The organism is Thermostichus sp. MS-CIW-25, assembly GCF_054060015.1.
Genome location: NZ_JBSSCS010000018.1, coordinates 19074 through 41661, shown reverse-complemented (window position 1 = coordinate 41661; position 22588 = coordinate 19074). Strand labels below are relative to the sequence as shown.

General features: G+C 59.5%; 20 protein-coding genes. 7 read left to right on the top strand and 13 right to left on the bottom strand.

Annotated features, from left to right (window positions below; genetic code table 11):
• Positions 1-69: 69 nt before the first annotated feature.
• Positions 70-309, top strand: coding sequence for a DNA-directed RNA polymerase subunit omega (locus tag ACVWZ1_RS08170; protein ID WP_011433877.1), 240 nt, complete (start codon positions 70-72; stop codon positions 307-309).
• A 96-nt stretch (positions 310-405) separates the two neighbouring features.
• Here the strand turns inward: ACVWZ1_RS08170 and ACVWZ1_RS08165 are convergent, their stop codons facing one another.
• The 4 genes from ACVWZ1_RS08165 to coaBC all read right to left on the bottom strand — a co-directional run bounded on the left by ACVWZ1_RS08165 (position 406) and on the right by coaBC (position 5693).
• Entirely contained in the window at positions 406-2256 is a 1851-nt protein-coding gene (locus ACVWZ1_RS08165) for a mechanosensitive ion channel family protein (RefSeq protein ID WP_457503083.1), read from the bottom strand.
• A gap of 39 nt (positions 2257-2295) precedes the next feature.
• The gene (gene cax / locus ACVWZ1_RS08160; protein ID WP_414343365.1) at positions 2296-3414 is read right to left on the bottom strand and encodes a calcium/proton exchanger; all 1119 of its coding nucleotides are present in this window, start codon (positions 3412-3414) and stop codon (positions 2296-2298) included.
• A 210-nt stretch (positions 3415-3624) separates the two neighbouring features.
• On the bottom strand, positions 3625-4395 hold the full coding sequence (locus ACVWZ1_RS08155) for a hypothetical protein (RefSeq protein ID WP_457466851.1): 771 nt from the start codon (positions 4393-4395) through the stop codon (positions 3625-3627).
• A 68-nt stretch (positions 4396-4463) separates the two neighbouring features.
• Entirely contained in the window at positions 4464-5693 is a 1230-nt protein-coding gene (coaBC, locus tag ACVWZ1_RS08150; RefSeq protein WP_457466865.1) for a bifunctional phosphopantothenoylcysteine decarboxylase/phosphopantothenate--cysteine ligase CoaBC, read from the bottom strand.
• A gap of 328 nt (positions 5694-6021) precedes the next feature.
• Here coaBC and ACVWZ1_RS08145 point away from each other — a divergent pair, with 328 nt between their 5' ends.
• The 3 genes from ACVWZ1_RS08145 (at position 6022) to ACVWZ1_RS08135 (ending at position 9209) form a co-directional block, all read left to right on the top strand.
• Entirely contained in the window at positions 6022-6390 is a 369-nt protein-coding gene (locus ACVWZ1_RS08145; RefSeq protein WP_011432615.1) for an AbrB family transcriptional regulator, read from the top strand.
• Between the two features lie 256 nt (positions 6391-6646).
• Positions 6647-7450, top strand: a complete 804-nt coding sequence (locus ACVWZ1_RS08140; RefSeq protein ID WP_457466852.1) for an Ig-like domain-containing protein — start codon at positions 6647-6649, stop codon at positions 7448-7450.
• Between the two features lie 31 nt (positions 7451-7481).
• The gene (locus ACVWZ1_RS08135) at positions 7482-9209 is read left to right on the top strand and encodes a helicase HerA domain-containing protein (RefSeq protein WP_457503082.1); all 1728 of its coding nucleotides are present in this window, start codon (positions 7482-7484) and stop codon (positions 9207-9209) included.
• On the opposite strand, the gene ACVWZ1_RS08130 is transcribed toward ACVWZ1_RS08135, so the two are convergent.
• The 3 genes from ACVWZ1_RS08130 to ACVWZ1_RS08120 form a co-directional block, all read right to left on the bottom strand.
• Positions 9179-10423 (bottom strand): FAD-dependent hydroxylase, encoded by a 1245-nt coding sequence (locus ACVWZ1_RS08130; RefSeq protein WP_457466853.1) that lies wholly within the window; start codon positions 10421-10423, stop codon positions 9179-9181. The two genes, ACVWZ1_RS08135 and ACVWZ1_RS08130, sit on opposite strands and share 31 nt — an antisense overlap.
• 13 nt (positions 10424-10436) lie before the next feature.
• The gene (locus ACVWZ1_RS08125) at positions 10437-11423 is read right to left on the bottom strand and encodes a methyltransferase domain-containing protein (protein ID WP_457395811.1); all 987 of its coding nucleotides are present in this window, start codon (positions 11421-11423) and stop codon (positions 10437-10439) included.
• 262 nt (positions 11424-11685) lie between these two features.
• On the bottom strand, positions 11686-12729 hold the full coding sequence (locus tag ACVWZ1_RS08120; protein WP_414344654.1) for a glucokinase: 1044 nt from the start codon (positions 12727-12729) through the stop codon (positions 11686-11688).
• A 152-nt stretch (positions 12730-12881) separates the two neighbouring features.
• On the opposite strand from ACVWZ1_RS08120, the gene ACVWZ1_RS08115 reads away from it, so the two are divergent.
• Complete coding sequence (locus ACVWZ1_RS08115; protein WP_414329009.1) at positions 12882-13628, top strand: DUF3120 domain-containing protein; 747 nt, start codon at positions 12882-12884, stop codon at positions 13626-13628.
• Positions 13629-13653: 25 nt separating this feature from the next.
• On the opposite strand, the gene ACVWZ1_RS08110 is transcribed toward ACVWZ1_RS08115, so the two are convergent.
• The 5 genes from ACVWZ1_RS08110 to ACVWZ1_RS08090 form a co-directional block, all read right to left on the bottom strand.
• The gene (locus tag ACVWZ1_RS08110) at positions 13654-14292 is read right to left on the bottom strand and encodes a hypothetical protein (protein WP_457503081.1); all 639 of its coding nucleotides are present in this window, start codon (positions 14290-14292) and stop codon (positions 13654-13656) included.
• Between the two features lie 17 nt (positions 14293-14309).
• A complete protein-coding gene (gene ilvN, locus ACVWZ1_RS08105) occupies positions 14310-14834 on the bottom strand; it encodes an acetolactate synthase small subunit (RefSeq protein ID WP_414374441.1) in 525 nt (174 codons plus the stop codon).
• A gap of 164 nt (positions 14835-14998) precedes the next feature.
• Entirely contained in the window at positions 14999-17497 is a 2499-nt protein-coding gene (locus tag ACVWZ1_RS08100; RefSeq protein ID WP_457503080.1) for a DUF3656 domain-containing U32 family peptidase, read from the bottom strand.
• A gap of 236 nt (positions 17498-17733) precedes the next feature.
• Entirely contained in the window at positions 17734-18867 is a 1134-nt protein-coding gene (locus ACVWZ1_RS08095) for a histidine kinase (RefSeq protein ID WP_457503079.1), read from the bottom strand.
• A gap of 426 nt (positions 18868-19293) precedes the next feature.
• Positions 19294-19476, bottom strand: a complete 183-nt coding sequence (locus ACVWZ1_RS08090) for a DUF3285 domain-containing protein (protein WP_457466856.1) — start codon at positions 19474-19476, stop codon at positions 19294-19296.
• Positions 19477-19644: 168 nt separating this feature from the next.
• On the opposite strand from ACVWZ1_RS08090, the gene ACVWZ1_RS08085 reads away from it, so the two are divergent.
• Positions 19645-20295, top strand: a complete 651-nt coding sequence (locus ACVWZ1_RS08085) for an ABC transporter ATP-binding protein (protein ID WP_414374439.1) — start codon at positions 19645-19647, stop codon at positions 20293-20295.
• Here the strand turns inward: ACVWZ1_RS08085 and ACVWZ1_RS08080 are convergent.
• Positions 20286-21464 (bottom strand): murein hydrolase activator EnvC family protein, encoded by a 1179-nt coding sequence (locus ACVWZ1_RS08080; protein WP_457503078.1) that lies wholly within the window; start codon positions 21462-21464, stop codon positions 20286-20288. The two genes, ACVWZ1_RS08085 and ACVWZ1_RS08080, sit on opposite strands and share 10 nt — an antisense overlap.
• A gap of 408 nt (positions 21465-21872) precedes the next feature.
• Here ACVWZ1_RS08080 and eda point away from each other — a divergent pair, with 408 nt between their 5' ends.
• On the top strand, positions 21873-22586 hold the full coding sequence (gene eda / locus ACVWZ1_RS08075) for a bifunctional 4-hydroxy-2-oxoglutarate aldolase/2-dehydro-3-deoxy-phosphogluconate aldolase (RefSeq protein ID WP_414409478.1): 714 nt from the start codon (positions 21873-21875) through the stop codon (positions 22584-22586).
• Positions 22587-22588: the final 2 nt, after the last annotated feature.

Sequence of the window (22588 nt, the reverse complement as noted above, 5' to 3'; positions counted from 1 at the left end):
CGCGTTAGCGGGACGGAGTCTCGTTGGGATCCTGGTGGCAACAAGATATCAAGATTTAAGACTGCGATTATGGCTTCCCGCAAGAATCAACTGGCTATTGACAATGACGAGCTGATGCGTCGGGTAGAGGCTCTGATCAACGCTTCCAAAAATCGCTATCGCATCACGGTACAGGTGGCCAACCGCGCCAAGCGCCGCCGCTACGAGGATCCGGATGATATAGAAGATGGCTGGATGAAGCCAATCCGCCGCGCTGTCATCGAAATGTCGGATGAACTGACTGAGCCGGAAATCATCGGCGATGAGTAGTCACTAGACTTGCGGCCTGCTGGCGCGACCGCCCTGTTGAAACTGCTAGCCGGCTGAGCGGCTAAGGGTAGAAGCTTTCGGCAGCCGCCTATTTTGTCAATTTGTCAAGTCGTTTGCAACGGGATCCCTTTCCCGCAGGCGAGCCTCGAGCCGCGATTCCATCAGGTGCAGCAAGCGGTGGGTCTCCTCTGGGCTGAGACCCTGGATGCGCATCTCCAAGGGGCTGTGGAACCAGAGGGTCTGCTGCGGGAAAGGAATCTGGATCCCTGCTTGGTCGAAGGCGTGCTTGAGGCGACGGCGGTATTCCCGCGCCACCCTCCACTGCTGCAGAGGCTGCACCTTGATCCAAATGCGCAGCGTGATCCCCCGCTCCCCCAGATCATCGACACCGTGCATTTCGGGAGGCTCGAGGATTTTTTCCCGCCAAGCCGGCTCCCGGTACATCTGCAGAGCCACCTGCTCGGTGATGCGTATCGCCTGTTCCAGGTCATTTTCATAGGCAATCATGATCCCCAGATCCACCCGTGACCAGCCGTTGGAGAGGTTCTCCACCACCCGGATGGCACTGTTGGGGATAGAGATCAAGCTGCCTTCGGTGTTGCGCAACTGGGTTAGCCGCAGATCCATGTGTTCCACGAGGCCGCCCCGCCCGTCCACCACGATCACATCCCCTTCGGCAAATTGATCTTCGATCAAAATCAACAGCCCATTGATCACGTCCTTAATCAGATCCTGAGCAGCCAGGGAAATCCCCAGCCCAATAAAGCCTAGGCTGGCCACTAAGGGGCCAATATTGACCCCCACCGAGGCCAGGCCAGCCAGGGATCCAAGCAAAACCAGGGTAGTGGCTGCAACTCCTTTAGAGACGCTGGCAAAGGTGCTGAGGCGTTTGCTGAGGCGATAGGTGGGGGCATTTTGCTCTTGGCGCAGGGCAGCAAAGAGGTTATCCAGTACCAGTCCACTCAGCCAAACACTGCCATAGGTGGCCAGGCCCACCCCTGTCAACCGCAACAGAGGGCCGCGCAGCGAAACCAGGAAAAACGTTTGCAGGGGTCGCGTTTGTGGGAAAAGGCCCAAGCTCACCCCAACTCCGCCCACCCACAGGCCAATTTGCACCAGGCGCAGCAGGCGAATTTGCAGCTCTAAATAGGATTCCTGCCGTTTGCGTCCGGCCTGTTGTTCGACCAAGACGGGATCCACGCCCGGCTGCTCTTCCCCCGCTAGGCGCTCCTGAATCTCTGCTTGGATGGCCTGGTATTCCGTCTGCAGGGCATCGCGTTTTTGCTGCAGCCGTCGCCGTTTTCGCTGGCAGAGCTGGCTCAGGCTCCCTACCACAGCCAGGATGCCGAGGGCAATCACCGCTTGGCGGCGCAAAAATTGAGGCTGCCGCTCCCGTTGCGAAGTGCGCAGCGCTTCCTCAACAATGCCGGCTACCTGCTCAGCCCAGTCCATGGGTTGGGCGCCCTGGAATTGAGCATCGAGGGAGGTGATGGTTAGCAAATGTCGCCCATTCACCCGGATAACAGGCTGGTTGGTCTGGCCGTCCAGGGTGACTTCAACCTGCAGCGCCTCTGGATCGAATCCGGCGCTGGCCAACTGGTGCAGGGTTTGTTCAATGGAGCGCACCCGCTGCGACACCGGAGGCAGGCTGCCGGGATCCCCCTGCGGTGCGGTAACCACGAACAAACGCCGCCCATCCAGCGTCACGGCCTCCGCCTGGATAGAAGAGGTGGGGAGGCTAAGCGCTTGCCGCAGCTCTTCTAGGGCATCCAAACGGTTGAGCAAAGGCAGGTTGGGGGCGGTGCCGTTGTTTTCAGCAGTTTCCTGCCCCCATGCGGGCCCGCTTATGGGGGATAGGGCAAGAGATGCACTGAAAAGGAGAGGCCAAAACAGGGATCCCGTTTTCCCCGGCTCCGGCTTGTCTACCGATCGCAGTTTGTGCAGCATGAGCCGTTCGCGTCAGCGGTGCGAAGCACTTGAACAACCTCACTCCAGAAAGAAGAAGGCAATCCCAAGGATGGCGTAGGTGGCCAAGAGCAGTAGCCCTTCCAGCCAGTTGGATCGCCCATCGCTGCTAACGGAATTGATCAGCAGCACCGAGACTGCAATGGCCACCAACTCCACCATGCCGAAGTTAAAGTTCATGGGCTGATGCAGCACATCCCCGGCCAGCACCAGCAGGGGTGCCACAAACAGGGCAATCTGCATCGTCGAGCCCAGCGCCACCGAGAAGGAGAGATCCATCTTGTCTTTCATGGCCACCGTGATCGCCGTCGCATGCTCTGCCGCGTTGCCGATGATCGGCAACAAAATCACCCCCATAAACAGCGGCGTCATGTGAAAGTGTTCCAGCGTATCCTCTAGAGTGCTCACCAACAGTTCCGACTCCAGCGCCACCAACACCGTCAACCCCAAGAGGGCCAGCACCCAAAACCCCAAACCGGCTCCCTCGGGCGGAGCCGTCAACACCTGGGGAATGGATCCCTCCGCCTGCAAAACCGGATTGAGGGCCAGGCGACTGGCCGCCTCATCTTCTGCGGCTTCCGCTTCGTGAAGGGTGTAGAGGTAGCTGTGGGTTTTGAGGGAAAACAGCAAAGTAAGACCGTAAACCCCGATCAGCACCAGGGCTACCGCCGTGGATAGCTCTTGGATGGAGATCTCCCCCAAGTTGGCATCGGCATAGGTGACCACGCTGGGCAAGATCAAGGCCACCACCGCCAGGTTCATCACCGAGGCATTCATGCGGGCCACCTCGGGTCGAAAGCTCTGCTCCCGAAACTTGATCCCGCCCAAAAACATGGCCAAGCCGGCCACCAGGAGTAGGTTACTGATGATCGCGCCGGTGATGGAGGCTTTTACCACATCCACCAGCCCCGCCCGCAGTGCCACCAAGCCGATGATTAACTCCGCCGCATTGCCAAAGGTGGCGTTGATCAGCCCCCCGACTGTCGGCCCTGTCAAGGCTGCAATCTCTTCCGTGGCCTGACCCATAAACTTTGCCAAGGCCACCACCGCCAAAGCCGCACAGAGGAAGACCAGGTTGGGATCCCAGCCCCGGAAGTGCCCCACCCAAGATAGGGGAACCCCCAACAGCAGCAGGAACATTATGCTGTTCAGACCTCTCTGCCAACCTGATGCAGAGCGATCCGGCGAAACCAAAGGATTTGCGTTAGCCAGGGTCATGGTTCACAAGGGGAGAAAAGGTAGCGACGATGGAGGCTGTTTGGGTTTCGGGGAGCCAGATCCCCCATGGCCAGGAGTGACCATCTCCAAGAGTCTAACGGCTGCGAGGGGAGGTTGGATAGGTGCTGCTGGCTAGAGGGAGATAACCCGGTTGCGCTGCAACTGCCGGGCGATCTCGGCTCCCAGGTGATCGACCAGACGCTGGGGATCGGTGATTTTCAAAAAACTGCTGTCTTCCACCTCAAAGGGGAAGGATCCCTCGATGCCGTCGCGGGGGAGTTGTACCAGCAGCAATTGTTCGGGGCGCTTCGATTGCAGGGCATAGCCCAACTCCAGACAGACCTGAGGGCTGGGTAGGGGACGCCCCCGGCCATTCACCTGCACAGGGGTTACATCGGCCACCACCAGCAGCGCGTGCTTGAGCTTGCGAATCAAGGCCGCATCGATGAGCGGGGTCTCAGCCTCAGCGGGAAGGGATCCCTGCAGCTGCAGGGGCACGACCGGTCTGTGGTCGCGATTGAGAGCCTCCACCACGGCTTGCAATGCCCGGTACAGAGTGGCGCTGGAGTTGGGGTAATCCGATTGGCCGCAGAAGTAGATGACGGGCTCGGTCATGTTCAGAGTGGCCCGCTTATTAAAGTAGATCTCGCGGCTAATTAAATCGAGGTTGGAGATGCTGTAGGCACCGCTGCCCTCGATGTAAAACTCCACCAGCTCTCCTTCCAGGTAGCGCTGCCACCACAGGGAAGCCTTCACCTGCTCCACATCGTCGAGAAAGTCGGCCCGCATCGCCGTCTTCAAGAGGCCGGTACGGCTCAGGCGCAGGTCGGGGGCCCTCTGTTGGACTTGGGAAGCAGACAACACCGAATCCAAATACCAGGCTTTCAGGACGATGATCGCCATGGGATCCCTCTGCGCTTAGCCTCAAAGGTACCTGATCTTTGGCAAGATCGTTAGTCTTGGTGTCGAAGTCAGCCCAACTCCAAGTGCCGGGCCAGATCCAGCAGCCGGTGGGCCAGGGTTGACTTGGTCGCCAATGGGATCCGTTCTGGGTTTCCCTGCTGGGGGATCCAATAGCCTTGGTTGTGGCTGCTGCCAAAGCCGCTATCCGGTTGGTCGATGGGGTTGGCCACAATAGCATCCAGGCCCTTCTGGCGGAGCTTCTCTCTGGCCGGTGGCAAGGGATCCCCACTTTGGGCGGCAAAGCCGATGAGGCGTTGGCCAGGGCGTTTGTGGCGGGCCAGAGCTGCCAGCAGGTCAGGGATCGGCTCCAACGGCAACATCTGGGGTAGATCGGCTTTGGGCAGCTTCCCCGCGTAAACCTGAGAGGGGCGCACATCCCCCACAGCAGCAGCCATCCACAAGAGATCCGCCTGGGGAAATTCCGCCTGCAAAGCCGCCTCCAGTTGGGCTGCCGTTTCCACCGGAATGGCCCGAATGGCGAAGGGCGCTGGATCAAAAGGGATCCCCAACGGCCCATGAACCAGCGTCACCGTCGCTCCTCGGCAGGCCGCCGCCACCGCCAATGCCACGCCCATCCGACCACTGGCCGGATTGCCGATAAAACGCACCGCGTCGATGGGCTCCCGTGTCCCCCCCGCCGTCACCAACACCCGCTTGCCTTGCCAATCTTTTTTCCCCGCTGTCCAGAGCAAAGCCCGCACATACTCCTGCAGGGCCTCCGGCTCCAACATGCGCCCTTCCCCCACCGCATCACAGGCCAAGCGGCCACTGGCCGTCGGTAAGGCCCAAAAACGGGGATCCTGCTGCAGCCGCTGCCAATTCTCGGCTACCTTCTCTGCCTTCCACATCTGCGTATTCATAGCCGGTGCCACCGCCACCGGACACTGGGAAGCCAGGATCACATTGGTGAGCAAATTATCCGCCAGCCCATGAGCCAACTTGCCCAAGGTGTTGGCCGACAAGGGCGCAATGAGGAGAGTCTCCGCCCATTCCCCCAACTCGATGTGCAGCGGTCGTCCTCGTGTTGCCTGCCAAAAGGCGGCATCGGTGAAAGCCGGTTGGCGAGACAAGGTGGCAAAAGCCAAAGGAGAAATAAAATGTTCCGCAGCTTTTGTCAAAACCACCTTGAGCTCTGCTCCCTGCTGCGCCAGAGCAGACACCAAAGCTGCCGTTTTGTAGGCAGCAATCCCCCCACTCACCCCAATGAGGAGACGCCGCCCTGACCAAAAGGGATCCATATCGAGTGACACGCAAACAGCCTTGTTTCCAGTTTCGCTGGTTTTGCTCAATTCCGGCGGCGAAGCGGGGATCCCTCGCCCAAAGATACTTTTGACCCTGTCGAGAATAGGGCCTGAGGATCTGTCATTACCCAATTTCAGCCAAAGTCTCCCCCACAGGTTCTGGCCTTTAGAGGGAATTCCCCACTGCTGTTTTGCGCAACCACCCCTCAGATCCCATTGCGGTCGCTGACTTATTCCCTGTAATAAGAAGGAATTGGATCAAACTCTGTTGCAATCCCTGTTTGTTTCTGGCTACACTAACAGTTGTCCCTAAAACCATCTCGATATGGCTACAACCAGTAAACCAAAACCACTCACTGGCCAAGAGCTCCTCGACAAGGTAACTTCAATGGGAAATGCGGATCGCAAGGAAAAAGCTCGCGCCTGTGGTTATGTCACCTATACCAAGAATGGTCAGGAGCGAGTGAATCTGATGCAGTTTAACAACGCCCTGTTGAAGGCCGTTGGCGTGGATCTCGGCGCTAGTGACGAAAATGGATCCCGTGGCCGCGCTCCTACCTTCCGGGTTTCGGTTCATAAGAATGGCAACCTCCTGATTGGAGCTGCCTACACCAAGAAGATGGGCCTCAAGCCCGGAGATGAGTTCGAGATCAAGCTGGGCCACCATAACATCAAGCTGGAGCGGGTCAACTGATTTGCTGTCTCCCTGGATGCTTTTCCCTGCTGGTGAGTTCATCTCAGCTTGGGTAAAGCCTTTGGTATTCCTTTCGGCCTCTAGGGGCTTGGGAGCAGCGACCTCTTCCCTTCGCTCCGGTGCTCATTGTCTTTCTACTTTTCAGAACAAGGGATCCTCATGATCCGCTGGGGATCCCTGGCAGTTTGTACCTCATCAATGGCTGAAGTGTGGGTAAGTTCGCTATTCTGACAACAGTTAAATTGGGTCTGCGGCAATGAACACTCCGACCGTACAAAATGTCTTTCGCCATTGGCGGCGGTGGCGAACTTGGGCGGGGCTGTTGTTGTTGGCAGCAGCGTTCTTTGTCATCGAGTCTCATCGGCAAGTTTGGCCTCAGTCGAATGCTTCTCAAAGTCAGGCATTTTTGGAGTGGGTGTCTTCCCAGCCTACCCCCGAACAGCAGGATGTTTTTGTGGATGGAGTCATTCGGCTGCAATTCAATCGGCCACTGGATCCCAATCTACAACGTCTGGCGGTTCAGTTGGATCCGCCGGCAGCGGTTATTTTTGATGTGCAGGGAGACGAGTTGTTGCTTAAGCCTCGGGATCCTTTGCGCTTTAGCACCCGTTACACCCTCACGCTTTCTCCCCAAGAGGGGCTGCCCCTCGAGCAGGCCATTCAGCTGAGTTTTCGCACCGAACCGCAATTTATCTACGAACGGGATGTCAAACCGCTGCTAGAAGCCAGTTGTGTGGGTTGCCATCAGCCGGCAGGACGGCAGCGCACCCAGTTGCTGGACAGTTATGAGGCCACGATGGCCTATGTCAGGCCCGGGGATCCCAATAGCGAGTTGATCAATCCCCGGTGGACGAGCCGCCACGCCTACATCCTCAACGCCGTTAACCCCAACCGCCCCCAAGCTCGCGGCGGATCCCCTGAGATTGCTTACATTCAGGCCCGCGGGCTGCCCCTGTCCCGTCTGGGCTTTTGGACGCCGGAGGAAGTGGAGATCGTCCGCACCTGGATTGTGCAGGATGGCGCCCCCCGCACCAGCGCCCGCTTACAGATGGGCAACTGAATAAGGCATCTGGAACCCAACCCTCACTGCCATGACCCCTCCTCAACCTTTGGCCACCGTGATTCAGGGATCCCTGAGTCGAGGGCTGGAAGCTCGCCTCAATCCCGGTGTCTCGGTAGAAGACTTGCGGGTGGGCAAATTCGTGGTGATCCAGGGGCAGCGCAACCGCTTCTTTGGCCTGCTTACTGACGTTACCCTAGAAACCAGCAACCCCCAAATTCTGGTCAATCCCCCCCGCCCGGAAGAGACCTTGCTGCAGGAGGTGCTGGCAGGTACCGGCACCTACGGCATTATTGCCCTCACCCCGATGCTGATGTTGGTGCCGCGGCAAACGGAAGGGGAAAGGCTGTATCCCCTGGTCAATCCCGAACGGCCAGAAGCGTTGGCAGCTCCCCTCGGCCAAGAACCCCCTTCCGCTGGCGCCATGGAGCTGCTGCCCGTGAAAACAGTGCCCGCCCATTTTTCGCAAGTGTATGAGGCACGGGAACTGGACTTTCGCACCGTCTTCGGCTGGGAAGACGACCCGGAGCGGCGCAACTTTGCTATCGGCCAGCCCCTCGACATGGCTGTGCCCATCTGTTTGGACTTGGATCGCTGGGTGGAGCGCAGCAACGGCATTTTCGGCAAATCGGGCACCGGCAAGTCCTTTCTAGCCCGCCTGATCCTGGCCGGCATCATCCGCAAACGGGCAGCGGTGAACTTGATCTTTGACATGCACTCCGAGTACGGCTGGGAGGCGGCCAGCGAAGACAAACACGCCAGCACCGTCAAGGGCTTGCGGCAGCTCTTTCCCGGTCAGGTACAGATCTATACCCTGGATCCCGATTCCACCCGGCGGCGAGGGGTGCGGGATGCGCAGGAGCTCTTCATCGCCTACAACCAGATCGAGGTGGAGGATCTGGCCCTGTTGGCAGAGGAGCTGAACCTATCGGAAGCCAGCCTGGAAAACGCCATTATCCTGCGCAACGAGTTTGGCCGCGACTGGATCAGCCGCCTCTTGAGCCTTTCCAACACCGAGATTCAAGAGTTTTGCGAACAGAAAATGGGCAACAAAGCCTCGATGATGGCCCTGCAGCGCAAGCTCACCCGCCTTGACAACCTCAAGTACATCCGCAGCACCCTGCCCCACAACTACATCGGCCAGATTTTGGATGCCCTCAGCCGCGGCATTCACGTGGTTATCGAGTTTGGATCCCAGTCCAACCTGCTCTCCTACATGTTGGCGGCCAACGTCATCACCCGCCGCATTCACCAGGCCTACGTGCACCAGACGGAGCGGTACTTGCAATCCAAAAATCCCCTCGACCGGCCCCGTCAACTGTGCATCACCATTGAGGAGGCCCATCGCTTTTTGAATCCGCGGGCGGCCAAGCAGACCATCTTCGGCACCATTGCCCGCGAGATGCGCAAGTACTTTGTCACGCTGCTGGTGGTGGATCAACGCCCTTCCCGCATCGATAGCGAAGTGATGTCGCAGTTGGGCACTCGCATTACGGCACTCCTCAACGACGACCAAGATATCGAGGCGGTGTTCACAGGGGTGGCGGGCAGCCAGAACTTGAAAACGGTGCTGGCCAAGTTGGACTCCAAACAGCAAGCCCTAATTCTGGGCCATGCCGTGCCCATGCCGGTGGTGGTGCAAACCCGCCCCTACGACCAGCGGTTCTACGCCGAAATTGCCGATCCTGACTGGTCTCAGGCTGAGGATGCGGAGGTGCTCCTGGCCGCTCAGAAGGCCAAGGAGGAGCTGGGACTGTAGGGAGAGCTCCCCCAAAGTCCCGTCATCAAGCACAGCAGCAAGCACCGCAGGGGGGGGAAGGCCATCATCCCTCTCAGGATCCACCGCCGCATAACCACTACGGGCCAGTAGGAGTTGGAGAAAGTGCGGGTGAGCAGATCCGTGAAGAGCAGCACCACCCAGTTTTCCCAGCGGCGACGGCGACCGTAGCGGCGCAGGACTTTGACATCTCCCAGATCCTCATGCCGTCTCCAGGCGTCTAGGAGCACCTGGGCCAGGGCAGCGGCGTCGCGGATGCCGAGGTTGAGCCCTTGGCCAGCCACCGGATGGCAGTGGTGGGCGGCATCTCCCACCAAGGCAAGACGATGCTGATAGTAGCGGCGGCTTTGCCGTAGGCGAGCCGGGAAAACCTGGGGCCGGTTCAGCAAAGTGAGCTGGCCGCTCTGACCGCCGTAGTAGCGCTGCATCTCGGCCAAGAAGTCGGCCTGAGGAAGGGCCAGGGTGGCTTTGGCCTGCTCGTGGGGCATGATCCAGACCACCTGACAGCGGTTGCCGGGCAGGGGCAAGATGGCGAAGGGGCCGGCAGGCCAGAAGCGCTCGTAGGCAATGTTTTGGTGGTCTTGGGAAGGGGCCACCAAGGCGGTGATGCAGGACTGCCAATAGTCCCAGCCGTCGCTAGGGATCCCTGCCCACTGCCGCACCTGGGAGCGCAGGCCGTCGGCGGCGACCACCAGGGAGGCCCGCAGTTGGCGACGCCCCTGGGCCGTTTCCAGCTCTACCTCGGCTGCAGCCTTCCCATAGGTTACGCTCTCCACCTTGGCTTCGTAGTAGCAGCTAATTTTGGGATCGGCAGCCACCTGCTCCTGGAGCGCCTGCTGCAGCCAGGCATGCTCGCCACAGTAGAAAACTGCCGCTTCCCCCACATCCTCCGGTCTAAACGTCACCCGCTGGGGAGCATTGGCGTCGGTTAAAATCACCTGAGCAAAGGGCGTAATGTGGGGAGCCAGCGCCTCCCACACCCCGACGGCCCGGAAGATGCGGATTGACAGCGGCGAAAGGGCATAGGCCAGGGGGCGCTGTTTGACTGCCTCAGCCGACTGGGCCTCAATGAGGGCCAACCGCAGGCCGGATCCCCGCAGGGCACAAGCTAGGGTTAAGCCCGCGATGCCTCCGCCGACGATAATCACGTCGTAGAGGGCTGCCAAAGTATCCGGAGTGGGAGCAAGAGTTGTCATCTCTCTTATTCTCCTATTGGCTGCTGTGGGCAACCACTTCTGTGCGGGTGGAGTCTGCCGACGTGGCGGCTCGCACGGCCCTGAACATGCCAAAGCGGCAGAGGCCGGTGCCGAAGGCCAGGCGCATGAGCAAGAAAGTGGGCACCTCCCGTAGCGACTTAATCAGGCCCACCAAGCCAAACTTCAGCAACCCTTCGGGACGGACAATGCCCTGCCAGATGGAATCCAGCCAAGAGGGAAGGGTCTCCTGAGTCCAATCGGCGGTTTCCACTCGTCCTGCCACCAGGCCAGTAGCCTCCAACTGCTCGGCAAAGCCTTCGATGCTGGAGAAGGAAGGGTGCGACCATTGATCCAACAGTTGCCGCATCACCAGCCGCTCCCAAAAGTTCAGGGGCTTTTGCCGGTCGTCCCGCTGGTTCCAGTCCGCCACCACCAGGATTCCCCCTGGCTTCAACACCCGCAGCATCTCTTGGGCATAGCGGGCCTTGTCCGGCATGTGAGGCCCTGCCTCAATGGACCACACCACATCGAAGCTGGCATCGGGGAAGGGCAGATCAAGGGCGTCGGCCACCCGAAATTCAACTTTGAGATCGGGGGGGGTCAGCTCCTGTGCCCGCTTCACCTGCTGAGGGCTGATGGTGATGCCGGTAACGACAAAGCCGTAGTCACGGGCCAAGATGCGGCAGCTCCCACCAATGCCGCAGCCCACATCCAACACGGTCGTCCCTGCAGGCAGCCGATCCAACCCGCCCCAGCGCACCATCTCGTGGACAAAGTCGTGCTTGGCCTGCAGAAAATTTTTTCGTTGGGGAGGAGAGCCGTAGTGGCCTAGGTGAATGTGTTCGCCCCAGTAAAACTCTAGGATCCCATCCCGAGTCCACTCGTCGTAAGACTTGGCCACAGAGGCGGGAGACTCGTATTTGCGAGCAGTCAACAGATAGGCTGCCAAGCCCACGGCCAGCAGCACAGCTATGCCCAAAGCCCAAAAGATTGGATTCATCGGATCAACCATGAAGTTTCTATGAAGTCCCTCTGCGTGGTGGCAATCATTGTCGGTTGGATAGTGCAGCCCCAGGCGGAGTGCTTTCCGGTATGGAGCCAGCCAAGCAAAGGCGCAATCCCATCTTGACCCATCTGCTGGCTCAAGGAAGAAGTCTGGGATCCCGGCAAAGGGCAGCTGGGCGAGATTTTCCAGCACCCATTGGGATTGCTGCGATCGCCTGCTGGGCCGGGGCGGCAACCTCAGTAGCAGCGGCTGCTCCCTACCAAAGGTTGGCGGCGTAGCGAGCAGCTCCCCTCAGCCCCACCTGCGCATTCACCACCACCTGCACCGACAGTTGCTCCAGAAGAGGACGCATCCGCCCCTTATCCAAAAACGAGGACAAAAACTCCCCTTGATGCAGTAGGCGCAAGAGCTTGGGCGCGATCCCCCCAGCGATGAACAGGCCCCCGCGCGGCAATAGGTGTAGGGCAAAGTTCCCGACTGCAGCCCCGTACAGGCTGATGAAAAGCCGCAGACACTCCACCGCCAGGGGATCCCGTGCTTCCATGGCAGCATTGGCAATTTGGGCTGCCGGGTCAATATGCTTAGCTCCCTTTTCCCAAGCCTCAATTTGGGCCAGCAGCTGTTCTTCTCCTGAGCCCCACTGGCTATCCCGCAAAAATTGATAAATGGCAACGATCCCCTGCCCTGAGACCACCCGCTCGGTGGAGACACGTCCGTGCCGTTTTTGCAAATACCTCAAGAGCTCCCACTCCAGAGGGGTGCGCGGGGAAAAGTCCACGTGACCGCCCTCGCTGGCATGAACTTGGTAACCCCCTTCTCCCCAGGTAAGGTAAGCCTGCCCCAAACCCGTGCCTGCTCCCATCACGCCAATCGGAGCCCGCGGTTGACGCTCACCCACTTGCAAGGTGTCCAGATCCTGGTCGCCGAGGGCAAGCACGCCATACCCCACAGCGCTGAAGTCGTTGATCAAGGCTACGCGCGGGATCCCCAGCTCTGCGGCCAATTGGCTCGACTGCAGATCCCAGGGCAAGTTGGTCACTTTGGCAGTCTGTCCCTCAGACCCTGAGCCCCTTGTTTCCATGACGGGGCCGGCCACTGCAAAACAGGCGGCAGCAGGCTGTGGATCTCGCCCCAGCTCCCGCCGAGCCTGGGCCAGAAACTCTCCCACCATCGGGGCAAGGTTGGCGTAATCTTGGCTGGCATAGCGGCAGTGGTAAAGGCTGTGCTCGGGATCCTCGGCATTGACAAGGCTGAGGCTGGTTTTGGTGCCCCCGATGTCTCCTGCCAACAACAAGTCCATACAGTTTCCTCCGGCCAGCACCTCCTTCCCACCCTGACATCTCTGGAGAGAGAATGCCAGGCCCCCAAGGCTTCCCCGCTCCTGCTGGGGAGAAGAGGGAAGGGCAAAGAAGGTGCTATGTTAACTGATGTAAAGGTTTTTAATATTGCATTTTGTCTTCTACACCTTTTTTACCCCCTCTCCAAGATGAGCCTCTGCTGTCCTCTGAGCGTTTGGCCGGGCTGGATCCCCGCCCTCTCTCGGCTCAAAGGCGTTTTCGATCCCACCATGCCATTGGGGGAGTGGCAGCTCTGCTCGTGAGTCTGCCCGTTTTTGTGCAAGCGCCCCTGGTGCGGTATGCCCCTTGGGTCAGCTTGGTGATGTCTTTGGGCTGGCTGGGCCTTAGCTTGCATCTCTACTCCCAGCCCCGTACCCGCCTGTGGGGAGATTTGCTGTACGGCTTTACCCTGACTTGGCTGGCAGGATCCCTGTATTGGGGATGGCTGCGCTTTGAGCCTCTTTGGCACATGCCCATGGAAGCCTTGGGGATCCCGATTGTCTGGTGGGGGACACGGCGACGGTTTGCCCGCATCGGTACCTGGTTTTATCTCGGCTCCCTGTGGGGTACGGCGGTTACAGATCTCTACATTCACTCGGTGGGGCTGCTGCCTGAGTGGCGGCAGGCGATGCAGTTTGACCGGTTGGAGCAGGCGGTTGTCCCTTTTAGGGCGGCCCTCGACAAAATGGCTACCCCCTGGGGCCTGGGTTGGGGCATCGGCTTGGGCCTTCTGTTGCTGGGTGTTGGATTGTGGAGAGTCCAGGGATCCCGCCGCCTGCACCATTGGGCGTTTGCGGGAGCGGTGCTGAATACCCTGTTGGTGGATGGGCTATTCGGCTGGGGGGCAGCTCTGCTGCGGTGAGCTGGGACATCCCCATACCTCTGCTTCAGGTGGGAGTAGAAGTATTGGTAGGGCTGGGAGCTTCATCGGACTCCGTCCTGCCAACGTCAACGGCAGCAGGCGCGGTTGCCGGCAGTGTAGGTTCTGGCTCGGCAGGAGACCACTCCGGTGCCGGTGCGGGCTGAGGCAGAAAGTCGATGACTGTCCAGGTCTTGGAATCCGGTGAGCTGTAGGCCAGCAGCCACCGTTCGGGCACGGTTTTGACGCGGTCGGGCGAGCGTTGTGTAGCAACAGTTTGTGCCTTTTGGTGGGCCAGGGTGAGCTGGAAGGGATCCCCTTTGCGGCGATAGGGGCGGCGGGATCCCGGCGGCTGCACGCTCAGGGTGTAGGTGCCGCTGAGGTGATGGCCTTCCAGGGTTTCTCCTGAGGCCAACAGCAAGGGTTCACGGCGATCCTGGCGGATTTTCACATCCTGCAATTGCAGGCGGGCTGCTAGCTGGTCACTGCCCACCAAGGATCCCACCGGCCCGGACACATGAGCGATCTGATAGGCGAGGGCCTGCTGCACAATCGGCTTTGGCGGTCTAGGGCCGCAGCCGGCCAGCAGCCCCACCAGCACAATAGCCACAAGGCTAATCGTGCCCCGCAGAACCGATCCCTGGCCCCTCCACCCCGACTTCGGCATCGCTTCTCCTGGGGCCATCAGATGGTGACTAGGGTGGGGTGTTGCTTCAAGTATTCCGTATTCACACCGGACTCGCGGGTGAGAGCCACAAGGCCGGTACGGGCGATCTCACGGATGCCAAAGCTGGTCAACATCTTGATGATGGCCACCATTTTGCCGGGATCCCCGGTTACCTCGAGAGTCAAAGACTCCTCCGCCACATCCACAATCCGGGCGCGAAACATTTGGGCCACATCCATAATGGCGGAGCGGGTATCGGGGCTGGCATTGACCTTGACCAGCATCAGCTCCCGTTCCACGCAGGGAACATGGGTGATATCGGTAACTTTCAGCACGTCGATGAGCTTGTAGAGCTGCTTCGTCATCTGCTCCACATCGTGTTCATCTCCCTGCACCACCATGGTGATGCGAGAGATCCCCGGTCGTTCGGTGGGGCCAACGGTGAGGCTGTCGATGTTGAAGCCGCGACGGGCAAACATCCCCGCAATGCGGGTTAAAACGCCAGGCTGATCCTGCACGAGGGCGCTGAGGGTGTGTTTCACGGCAACCAGAGGATAGAGAAAAAGCTGAGAAGAGGTTGGGGAAGCACCTGGGAATAACAATACCCTGAGGAAATTTTACGCCAACTTTGCCGGAATGTTTTTCGCATTGCTCCGGTCGGAGCACAGCTGCAGAGCCGGCGCCCTAGAGAAAGACAGCGCAGCCGTTAACTCTCCAAAGACCCGCGCGTAACCCCCAATTGGCTGTGTAGCTTCAGCTCCTGCCACAGTTGGGATCCGCTGAGTTGACCTTGTAGGAGTTGCTGATAGCGGTGCAGGGTTTGTTGGATCTCGGCGGGGGATTCATGCAAAAATTCGATGCGCAGATAGCGCAGGCCCAAGGCCAATAATTTCGGCACATATTCTGCCCCCGTTTGGGCCTTGCCGTTGTAGAGGGTATTCCGACAGCCGGCATCGGCCTTCAAAATGTGCTCGACATTGGCCCTGTCCCTCAGCTTCACTTCATGTTTTTCGCAAGGGCGACCACAATTGGTGTAATCCGTTCCGCTGGATAAAAAGGCGCAGAAGACACAGTGCTCCATGTGGAACAGGGGCATGTGTTGATGAAGGGTAACCTCATACCTATGGGCGGGGCCGGCTTGCAGCAGGGATCCCAGTTGCTCGTGGTTGAGGTCATAGGAAGCCGTCAGGCGCTCCAGGTTGTAACGGGTTTTGAGATAGTGGGCCGTGATGGGATTGGCCACATTCAAGGAAAAATCCCCAATGCAGCGCTGCCCGGCAAAAAAACGGAGATGGTCGTAATTTCTCACCAAGTAGCCATCGGCTCCGCCGACCAACACTTGCTTTAGGATCCAGGTTTCTCCTGGCTTGGTGATGCGGGGCGGAGCGACCCACAGTTCCACCTCGGGATGGGCGGCTTTGGTTGTGCGGATCACCTCCCGATAGCGGCGGGGATCCTCAAACTCCAGATAGATCTGCCTAATACCGCTGGCTATCGCCGCCGGCAGTTGCGCCGGATCCCGCACCAACACCACCAACTGCGGGGATCCCCTTGCGGGCTCCTCCTGAGAAGGCACCAGATCTTGCCAGCGAGCTTCAGGGTTGAGTTGCCAGCGCGGGGGCTGAGCTCGCAGAGCTTGTAGGCGTTCCACCGCTTGTCGGCGCATCTGGTTGAGCAGGCTCACCGGCAGCATTACCTCCCCCTGCAAGGCATTGTGCAGGGATCCCAACTTGAAGGGAGTGGAGCCCAAACGGCCCAGTTGCTGTCGCAGTTTTTCGGTGGTGAGGGGTTGGCGGTGGGCAGCTTCCAGGGGCAGCGGCGAATCCACCTGCACCGTATGGCCTTGCTCATCCCGCAGGATCAGCGTCAGCGGGGATCCCACTTGGCCGTGAACCTCCATGTGGACAGGCCGCTGAAAGCGGGGGTGATCCCCGGCGTAGCTTTGGCGCAGGCGCTTTTCCAGTTCCGGGTCGCTGGTCTTCCAGAGGCGATCCCCCACCCGCAGACGTTTGAGATCAATGACCCCCTCTCCGAAGCTGAGCCAGGCCAGCCCCTGCTTCTCTTGCACGCGGTAAACCCGTCCCCCCTGCTCCGGTAACTCCGGCTGCCCCTGATCAAACACCACGCCATCCCCGGCTTTGAGGGGTGCCTCCAGCCGGATCACCACCTGATCCTGTTGGATCCCCACCACCTGCCCCAGGTAAACCCCCCGTTTCTTGCCAAACCGCGCGTGCACCAGCTCCTGGTTGTTGATGCCCCGCAGCCAGCCTGTGTAGAGCCCACGAGAAAAGCTCATCTCCAGCTCGTAGCGTTCCTGTTGCGAGGGCTGCCACGGCTGTCCCACCCCCAGCGCATCCAAGGCCTGCCGATACACCCGCGTTACATTGGCTACATATTCTGGGGATTTCAGTCGGCCCTCAATTTTCAGACAGCGGATCCCCAGCTTCACCAGCTCCGGCAGCACCTCCAGCCCGGCCAAATCTTGAGGGCTGAGCAGATACCGCTTTTCGCCTAAGTCGCGGCGGATCCCATCTACCACCAGCTCATAGGGCATGCGGCAGGCTTGGGCACATTCCCCCCGATTGGCCGAACGCCCCCCCAGCGCCTCGCTGGTCAGACATTGCCCCGAGTAGGCCACGCACAACGCCCCATGCACAAAGACCTCCAGAGATAGAGGGGATCCCTTCTCTTGCAGATAGGCCTGGATCTGGGCGATTTCCTGGAGGGAACATTCCCGCGCCAGCACCACCACCTCACAGCCCAGCTCAGCGGCAAACTCCGCTCCCACTCCACTGGTGATGGTCATTTGCGTGGAAGCATGGATGGGGAAATCGGGGGAAAGATGCCGGATCAGGCGGGCGATGCCAATATCCTGCACAATCACCGCATCCACCCCCGCCGCGATCATCGAGCGGATGTATCCCTCGGCTTCCGTCAGCTCCCTTGGAAAAACCAGAGTATTCAAAGTAACATAGCCCCGTACCCCCCGCCGGTGCAGCCAGGCCATCAGTTCCGGCAAATCCGCTTCCGTAAAGTTGCGGGCGCGCATCCGGGCGTTGAAGCGCTCCAGCCCAAAATAGATGGCATCGGCCCCGTTTTCCACCGCCGCCTTGGCACACTCCCAATCCCCTGCCGGAGCCAGCAGTAGGGGCAGCTCAGCGGCACAACGACTCGTCTCTACGGGGCTCATCCCAGAAGCACTCATCGAGAAGCACTTTACTGTAGATGAAGAAGATGAAGAGGAAAAAGCCAAGGGATCCTTAACCCATTCAAACGCAAAAGACCTGAAAGACGGAACCGCTCCAACGCGGAAGCGTCACGCAGCGCGAGCAGTAAACCCAGGACTCCGTACGTGCCTATTCTGGCGGCTGTTGGCAACTCCTTGATGCTGGAAAACCGTCAGTCTCTGAGGGCTTGCACCACTGGGGAGCCAGCTCTCGGCTAGCGCTTGCAGAGCCGATATACAGGCAAAGTGAAATGAAAGCTGCTGCCTTTGCCCAAGGAAGACTCCACCCAAATCTGGCCGTAGTGGGCACGCACAATCCGTCGGCAGAGGGAAAGGCCGATGCCATAGCCCTCCTGCTGCTGATCCCGGGACAGGCGGACGGAATCGGAGAAGATGCTCTCTTGGTCGGCTTCCGGGATCCCAGGGCCAGTATCGCTGACGGTCACCTGCACCTTTTGGCTGGTGCGATGGAGGACATCGAGGCGGATGGATCCCCCGGCGGGGGTGTACTTGATGGCGTTGTCCAGCAGGTTGAACAGAACTTGGCGGATCTTGTCGGGATCCACGTGAACGGAGGGCAGATCCACAGGAATATCCGCTTGAAACTGCAGCCGCTTGCCTTGAATGCGCGGCCACAGCTCCTCGATCACCGACTGACACAGAGTGGGCAACTGGGTTTCTACGGCTCGAATTCTCAGCTCCGAGGCAGCGCCGCGGGCCGACTCCAGGATATCGGTGATCATGCTGTCCATCTTGCGCAGTTGCTGGCGGGCGTGATCGAACAACTGCCGCTCCAGGGCTTTGTCCAGGGATCCCTCCCGCCCCTGCTGCAGGGTTTCGACCGCCAGAGCCGTGGCCGTCAGGGGGCTGCGCAAATCATGCACCAGCATGGCCAGAACGCGATCTTTGAAGTCCAACTGCTCCCGCAATTGGGCCCGCTCCTGCCGCAGCAAAAACACCTCTTCCGACATTTGCAACAGCGCCTCGGTGGTCGGAGGGGAGGCGGGATCCCGTCCTGCTCCTTCTTGATGGGCGGCCAAAGCCGCTTGGCCTTGCCAACGGGGCCACCACACTTCCAACTGCGTCGCCAAGTCTCCGCCCGCCAAAACCTGAGCAGGCAAGGGCTCAGCCTTGACCAGAGCCGGAGTCGCCACCAGCTTGTAATGCTCTGCTAGGTAGGGGTGCTCCTCCAGTGGCACCACTTCCAGTTGGGCAGGGTATTGACCGGGCAACCCCTGGATGTGCTGGCGCAGATGTTCCTCAAGTTCGGCAACGACAGCTCGACTCTTGGCAAACAACAGCAGGCGAATGACAGAACGAGCGGAGGTGAGATCTGGCGAAGTCTGCATAGGCCAAAATCCAGTCGCGTTAGCGATGCGTAGCATTAAAGCCAAAGGTTGGCGTTTCAGCAGCCGGGATTGCCGTGCGCTCGTTCGCGGAAGCGGACCGTAGGTCCAACCGTAGGAGCCATTGCTGCTTGTTCCTTCCTAACACCTAATCTTGGGAAAAACTTAAGGAGAGACATTGAACGTAATGAAAGACTTCCCAAGGTGTGCCTCTTCCGCCCCAGGAACAACCGCGGGAGGGTATTGCCAGGACATTCTCGCGGAACCCAGGTTATAACTATACTGCGGACACCAGAAACGGTTGTTTAAGGCACTGGTAACGGTCGATTGGGGGTGTTGTAAACCACCCCAGAGGCCCGTGGTTGGCTTGCTAACTGCAGGGCTACCGAAAGCCCGCCCTGTACTGCGAAGCAGTTAGGGTCGGGTAGTTTACTGAAACAGGTAGGCCAGCCCCACCAGCAAGGCCACTAACCCCACTGCCGTCAGGGTGAAGTGCAGCAGGGAGGTTCTGCCTTTGCGCACCATGTTGCGCATAGCCAGGCGGGTATAGCTCACCTGCGGGGAGGATCCCGCCCCAACCGAAGGAGAATCTGCAGAAGAAGGCTGCGCCATCAGGATAACCAGAGCGATAATTTACCCTACCTTTAGGCTAGCTTAATCTGCTCCTCCGGATAGAGGTGTTTCCCAAGCTTCGACCTTCCTGCTGAAGAAGGGCCATAGCTGTCGCGCGGGGATCTTCCGGTGCCAAAATAACGACAGCATCCCCCTCTTTTGCCCCTCATGTTGCAAGTTCAGCATCTTTCCTACCATCCGGCAGGCGTTTCCCAGCCCATTCTCAACGATCTCTCCTTTGAGTTGGGCCTGAACCAGTTGGGGCTGATCGTGGGCAAAAGTGGGGCGGGCAAGAGCACCCTGCTGGAGATTTTGGCTGGCTTGGCGCGGCCCACTCAAGGACGGATTACCTGGGGAGGGGCAGAACTTTCCCCCAACCGCTTGCGCAGCATGGCGGGGTTGGTGTTTCAGTTTCCAGAGCGCCACTTTTGCGGCTTGACGGTGCTGGAGGAAATGCGCTTTGGTTATCCAGAGCTACAGAGAAAAGAGATCGAAAACGCCCTCAGACAGGTGGGATTGGAAGGGATCCCTCTACATACCTCCCCAAACCGCCTCAGCGGCGGGCAACAGCGGCGCTTGGCCCTGGCCGTCCAGTTGATCCGTGGCCCGTTTTTGCTGTTGCTGGATGAGCCGACGGCAGGATTGGATTGGTCGGTGCGACGGCAGTTGATCGAGCTGTTGGCTCGGCTAAAGTCCACCTGGACGGTGCTGGTGGTTTCCCACGACCCGGAGGAGCTGTCCTCCATTGCCGATGTGCGGTGGACATTGCAGGCGGGATCCCTGAGGCCGGTGGCGGCGGAGGCTTTGCTTCAGAGGTAGCGGCGGGGATCGACCGGTTGGCCGTTGACGCGCACTTCAAAGTGAACATGGGGCCCGGTGGAGAGGCCGGTGGAGCCGGAAGCAGCAATTGCTTGCCCCCGCTGTACCTGCTGGCCTACCCCAACGGCAACGCGGCTGTTGTGGGCGTACAGGGTGGTGATGCCGCCCCCGTGATTCACAATCACCGTGTAGCCATAGCCGCCGTACCAACCGGCGTAGATGACGGTGCCCCGGTCTGAAGCTCTGACTGCGGTGCCGGTGGGCACACCAAAATCGATCCCCGCATGAAAGCGGCGACTGCGGTAGAGGGGGTGAACCCGCCAGCCAAAGCCGCTGGTGATCGGCCCGCGCACCGGAGCAATGAATCGGCCTGTCCCTTGAACGGGATCCCTGCCCCCCTGCTGTTGGGCCTGCTGGGCGATCAGTTGCTGGATGAGGAGAGTCAACTGTTGGGAATCGGCTTCCAGCCGCCGTTGGGCTGCTTCATAGGCCGCGCGTTCGTTGGCCAAGCGGCCCACCAGTTGCTCTTGGGCGGCAGCCTGCTGCTGCAGTTGATTCTTCTGGGCGGCCAGCTCCTGCAAAATCAAGGAAATCTCGTTGCGCTGCATCTCCAGGGCAATGCGCTGTTGATCCACCTCTTTGGCCATTGCTTGCAGCTCTTGGATCAACTGCCGATCCGCCTCGATCAACAGTTGCAGTTGGTGGCGGCGGTCGAAAAACTCGTTCAAGTCACGGCTGGTGAGCAGCAAAGCCCACCAATGTTCGGCCCCCTGTCGCTGCATGTAGCGCAAACGGGCAGCCGTGCCCTGTTGCTGCCGTCTCAGGCGGTCTTCCAGCTCCTGTAGCTCCTTTTGAGCTTGCTCCAGGGCTTTCTGGGCTTGTTCCAGACGATACTGATTGTCGCGAAGGCTGGATTCGGTCTGTCGAATGTTTTGCTGCAGGGATCCCATGCGGCGGCGGGCTTCTTCTTCTGCTTGGCGCAGTTCTCCCAAGCGGCGCTGAGTGCTCTGGATTTGTTGCTGGATCTGCTGCTGCCGCTGTTGCAATTGGTTGACATTCTGCGCCTGAGACGGGGCAACCCCCCCCAGTCCCCCCAACAGCAAGAGGGTGAGCAATCCAAGCATCACCCACACTTTCAGTCTGCGTGCCCCACGACTCAGACTCGTCACTCCTCACACCCTCTGCAACCGACCCATCGACCCTAAGGATACAAAGATCCCCACGGATCTGATCGAGCCTGAGCTGGCTATTGCCGGTTATGGCTGCTTGACAAGAAATAGAAAGAAGCGACAGGACATAAGAAAAAGACCCTAGCGACACAGCGGCGTCACTCTCAGGAGCAGTGAAACTATTCGTTTCTTTGTTTTGACTTTCCTCTCCCAGGGAAAGAAGGGTTAGGGGCGAGGGGCAACCGGGAACTGTCTCAAACCTGTTTGAAATAACCACACCGCTGTTAGGCTCGTACTAACCTTTGGATCTCATGGGTCTGATGGTGGGCAGCCCAACCCACCGGCGAGCGACAGCGACCTCAACATCTGGCAAAGATGAGAAACCGATGAGAGGGTATTTCCCCACAGATGGTATTCGAGGATTTTGAGTGCGGTTTCGGGAAAGGGTCACAGCACCCCTGGCTACTCCATCTGTGGCAGCAGCCGCTGATCGCGGTGATCCGCCTCTGTGCCAGCCCAGCCCAGGCCCTAGAGGGATCCATGCTGGCCATCCGGGCCGGGATCCGCCACATTGAAATCACCACGCAAGTTCCCCAATACCTGGAGTTGATTGCCCAACTGCGGCAAGACCACCCGCAGTGTTGGATAGGGGTGGGCACTGTTCTCAATCGACAGATGGCGGAGCAGGCTTGGCAGGCAGGAGCCCAGTTTTGCGTTTGCCCCTTCACCGATGAGCAAGTCATCCGTTGGGGTCGGGAAGTAGGGCTGCCCATCGTGCCCGGTGCCCTCACCCCCGGCGAGATCTGGAGGGCGTGGCAGGCGGGGGCAACGGCAGTGAAGGTGTTTCCGGTGGAGAGCATGGGGGGATCCCGCTACCTGCGCCATCTACAATCGGTGCTGGGATCCCTGCCGTTGATCCCCACAGGGGGAGTCACCTTGGCCGGGGCAGCGGAATACCTGCAAGCAGGGGCCTGGGCGGTCGGCGTTGCCGGAGATCTGTTCCCGCCAGAGGATTTGCATTCGGGCTGCCATGAGCTGGAGAATCGACTACGACAGGCGCTGAAACAGCTGGCAGAGCAAAGAAGCAAAACCTGGCCCAATCTGGGCAAACCAGTAGAATAAGG

Excerpts from the sequence above, each read along its gene's own strand:
- ACVWZ1_RS08170 (WP_011433877.1), top strand. The coding sequence starts at position 70 with ATGGCTTCCCGCAAGAATCAACTGGCTATTGACAATGACGAGCTGATG.
- ACVWZ1_RS08165 (WP_457503083.1), bottom strand. The coding sequence starts at position 2,256 with ATGCTGCACAAACTGCGATCGGTAGACAAGCCGGAGCCGGGGAAAACG.
- cax (WP_414343365.1), bottom strand. The coding sequence starts at position 3,414 with ATGTTCCTGCTGCTGTTGGGGGTTCCCCTATCTTGGGTGGGGCACTTC.
- ACVWZ1_RS08155 (WP_457466851.1), bottom strand. The coding sequence starts at position 4,395 with ATGGCGATCATCGTCCTGAAAGCCTGGTATTTGGATTCGGTGTTGTCT.
- coaBC (WP_457466865.1), bottom strand. The coding sequence starts at position 5,693 with ATGGATCCCTTTTGGTCAGGGCGGCGTCTCCTCATTGGGGTGAGTGGG.
- ACVWZ1_RS08145 (WP_011432615.1), top strand. The coding sequence starts at position 6,022 with ATGGCTACAACCAGTAAACCAAAACCACTCACTGGCCAAGAGCTCCTC.
- ACVWZ1_RS08140 (WP_457466852.1), top strand. The coding sequence starts at position 6,647 with ATGAACACTCCGACCGTACAAAATGTCTTTCGCCATTGGCGGCGGTGG.
- ACVWZ1_RS08135 (WP_457503082.1), top strand. The coding sequence starts at position 7,482 with ATGACCCCTCCTCAACCTTTGGCCACCGTGATTCAGGGATCCCTGAGT.
- ACVWZ1_RS08130 (WP_457466853.1), bottom strand. The coding sequence starts at position 10,423 with ATGACAACTCTTGCTCCCACTCCGGATACTTTGGCAGCCCTCTACGAC.
- ACVWZ1_RS08125 (WP_457395811.1), bottom strand. The coding sequence starts at position 11,423 with ATGAATCCAATCTTTTGGGCTTTGGGCATAGCTGTGCTGCTGGCCGTG.
- ACVWZ1_RS08120 (WP_414344654.1), bottom strand. The coding sequence starts at position 12,729 with ATGGACTTGTTGTTGGCAGGAGACATCGGGGGCACCAAAACCAGCCTC.
- ACVWZ1_RS08110 (WP_457503081.1), bottom strand. The coding sequence starts at position 14,292 with ATGCCGAAGTCGGGGTGGAGGGGCCAGGGATCGGTTCTGCGGGGCACG.
- ACVWZ1_RS08100 (WP_457503080.1), bottom strand. The coding sequence starts at position 17,497 with ATGAGTGCTTCTGGGATGAGCCCCGTAGAGACGAGTCGTTGTGCCGCT.
- ACVWZ1_RS08095 (WP_457503079.1), bottom strand. The coding sequence starts at position 18,867 with ATGCAGACTTCGCCAGATCTCACCTCCGCTCGTTCTGTCATTCGCCTG.
- ACVWZ1_RS08090 (WP_457466856.1), bottom strand. The coding sequence starts at position 19,476 with ATGGCGCAGCCTTCTTCTGCAGATTCTCCTTCGGTTGGGGCGGGATCC.
- ACVWZ1_RS08085 (WP_414374439.1), top strand. The coding sequence starts at position 19,645 with ATGTTGCAAGTTCAGCATCTTTCCTACCATCCGGCAGGCGTTTCCCAG.
- eda (WP_414409478.1), top strand. The coding sequence starts at position 21,873 with ATGGTATTCGAGGATTTTGAGTGCGGTTTCGGGAAAGGGTCACAGCAC.